At 65.3% G+C, this 2,378-nt stretch carries 3 protein-coding genes; all 3 read left to right on the forward strand.

The window, feature by feature from the left end; all coding sequences use genetic code 11:
- The first annotated feature begins 77 nt into the window (after window positions 1-77).
- The 3 genes from tnpA to tnpC are packed head-to-tail and all read left to right on the forward strand — an operon-like array spanning window position 78 to window position 2,344.
- The gene (gene tnpA, locus BUA36_RS29830; RefSeq protein WP_072791158.1) at window positions 78-371 is read left to right on the forward strand and encodes an IS66 family insertion sequence element accessory protein TnpA; all 294 of its coding nucleotides are present in this window, start codon (window positions 78-80) and stop codon (window positions 369-371) included.
- A complete protein-coding gene (tnpB, locus tag BUA36_RS29835) occupies window positions 371-712 on the forward strand; it encodes an IS66 family insertion sequence element accessory protein TnpB (RefSeq protein ID WP_072791161.1) in 342 nt (113 codons plus the stop codon). Before tnpA ends, tnpB begins: the two co-directional genes overlap by 1 nt.
- A gap of 42 nt (window positions 713-754) precedes the next feature.
- A complete protein-coding gene (gene tnpC / locus BUA36_RS29840; protein ID WP_072791164.1) occupies window positions 755-2,344 on the forward strand; it encodes an IS66 family transposase in 1,590 nt (529 codons plus the stop codon).
- Window positions 2,345-2,378 lie beyond the last annotated feature (34 nt).

Raw genomic sequence — 2,378 nt, forward strand, 5'->3', positions numbered from 1 at the left:
GTAAGCGTCCGGCCCATCCACCTATGAACGGCTGAAGTCCCAGGCCATACTTCCCCGTTTTCACGAGGGAGATAAGGATGGCAAACACCGAACGAGAAGCGCTGTGGCAAGAGCGCGTTGAGCGCTGGCGGGCCAGTGGCCTGTCGCAGCGGGCCTTTGCGCTACAGGAAGGCTATCCGATACGTCAGGTTGGCTACTGGGTCCGCCGGCTGTCAGCCGTGCCCTCCATGGCCGCGCTGGTGCCGGTCACGGTACAAGGCGCTGCGGCAGCGGCGCCGGCGATGAAGTTGTGCGGGCCGCAGGGCTGGAGCGTCGAGCTGCCGCCTGACACGTCAGCGGCCTGGCTGGCGGACCTGCTGCAGCGTCTGTGATGCAGTTGCAGGCAGAGGCGATCTGGCTGGCCACCGCGCCGGTGGACATTCGTGCCGGGATGGACCGCCTGTCCCTGTACGTGCAGCAGGCGCTGGGGCGGGCGCCGTGTGACGGCACGGCCTACGTGTTCAGCAACCGGCGGCAGACGCGCCTGAAGGTGGTGTGCTGGGATGGCAACGGCGTGTGGATGTGCGTGCGCCGCCTGCATCGTGGCCAGTTCGTCTGGCCGCGTCCTGGCGAGGCCTGCTGGCATCTCACAGCCGAGCAGTGGCAATGGCTGGTGTCGGGCGTGGACTGGCAACGCTTGTCGGCGCCGCCACCGGCAGCGTGGAAACTGTAGGCAGGCCTGTTAACCAAGGCGTCGTTCTGTTAACATCACGGCATGGATCTACTCGAACAACTCGCCCGCACCAATGCCGACCCTGCGCTCATTGCGCAGTTGCAGGCCATGCTGGCCGGGAAAGATGAGCAGATCGCCGAGAAGGATACGCGGTTGCAGGCACTGCAAGTGCAAAATCAAGAGTTGGCCGCCGACAGCGAGTTCAAGGCGTTCAAGATCAAGGCGTTGACGTTGGAACTGGCGCATCACCGGCGTATCCGCTTCGGCAAGGCCAGCGAGGCGTATAGCGGCGAGCAGCTTGACCTGTTCCATGAAACGGGCGAAGCCGACCTGGCGGCGCTGGAGGCGGAACTGGAGCAGCTGCAAGGCAAGCGCCAGGCCAAGCCCCGCAACCGCGCTGGCCGCCAGGCGTTGCCGCCGGAACTGCCGCGCATCGAGCACCGCCATGAGCCGGCGTCCTGTCAGTGCGAGGCCTGTGGCCGCGACCTGGTCAAGATCGGCGAAGACATCAGCGAGCAACTCGACGTCGAGCCGGCGCGTTTCTTCGTGCATCGCCACATCCGGCCGCAATATGCCTGCCGTGGCTGCGAAACGATGACGGCGGCACCGATTCCGGCTGCCGTGATTGACGGCGGCATGGCGGCACCGGGCTTGCTGGCCTGGCTGGCGGTCAGCAAATTCGCCGATCATCTTCCGCTGTACCGGCTGGAGCAGATCGCGGCCCGCCAGGGTGTGCCACTGGCCCGCTCCACGCTGGCCGAATGGGTGGGCAAGATCGGCGTGGCCTTGCAGCCGCTGAGCGATCGGCTGGCTGTGCTGCTGCGGCAGCGCTCCTGCCTGCATGCCGATGAAACGCCGGTGCGCCAGCTCGATCCGGGCCAAGGCAAGACGCGCCATGCCTACTTGTGGGCCTATCGCTCCAATGCGTTGGACGAGGGGCCGCCCATCATCGTGTTCGACTACCAAACCGGCCGCGCCGGTGCGCATGCGCGCGCCTTCCTGCAGGGATGGCGCGGCCACCTGATGGTGGACGACTACGTCGGCTACAAGGCCGTGTTTAACGAAGGCGTGACCGAGCTGGCTTGTCTTGCACATGTGCGGCGTAAGTTCTTCGAGCTGCACGCGGCCAACGGTAGCCCGCTGGCGGCGGAAGCGCTGCGGCGCATTGCGGCCTTGTATGCCGTCGAACAGCAGGCCCGCGGCATGACGGTCGAGGCGCGCCTGCAACTGCGCCAGGAACAGGCGCAGCCCGCACTGGCCGAACTTAATGCCTGGCTGCTGGCGACGCAGCAAACCGTTGCTATTGGCAGTGGCACGGGCAAGGCCATTGAGCACGCGCTCAAGCGTTGGCCGGCACTGGTGCGCTACGCGGAATCGGGCGCGCTCCCGATTGATAACAATGCCGTGGAAAATGCGATCCGTCCCATCGCCATCGGCAAAAAGAACTGGTTGTTCGCAGGCTCCGAGCGCGCCGGCCGACGCGCTGCCGCCATCCAAACATTACTCGGCACCGCCAAGCTCAATGGCCTCGATCCGCTGCATTGGCTGGCCAACGTGTTGGAACGTCTCCCGACGTGCCCTAACAGCCAGATCGATTCGTTGCTGCCATTCCCGAACTCTACGCAGTTCTAAGACCGTTGAACAGGTGGCTGGGCTGGAAGCTTAC

It is taken from the genome of Duganella sacchari, assembly GCF_900143065.1.
Taxonomy (GTDB): Bacteria; Pseudomonadota; Gammaproteobacteria; order Burkholderiales; family Burkholderiaceae_D; genus Rugamonas; species Rugamonas sacchari.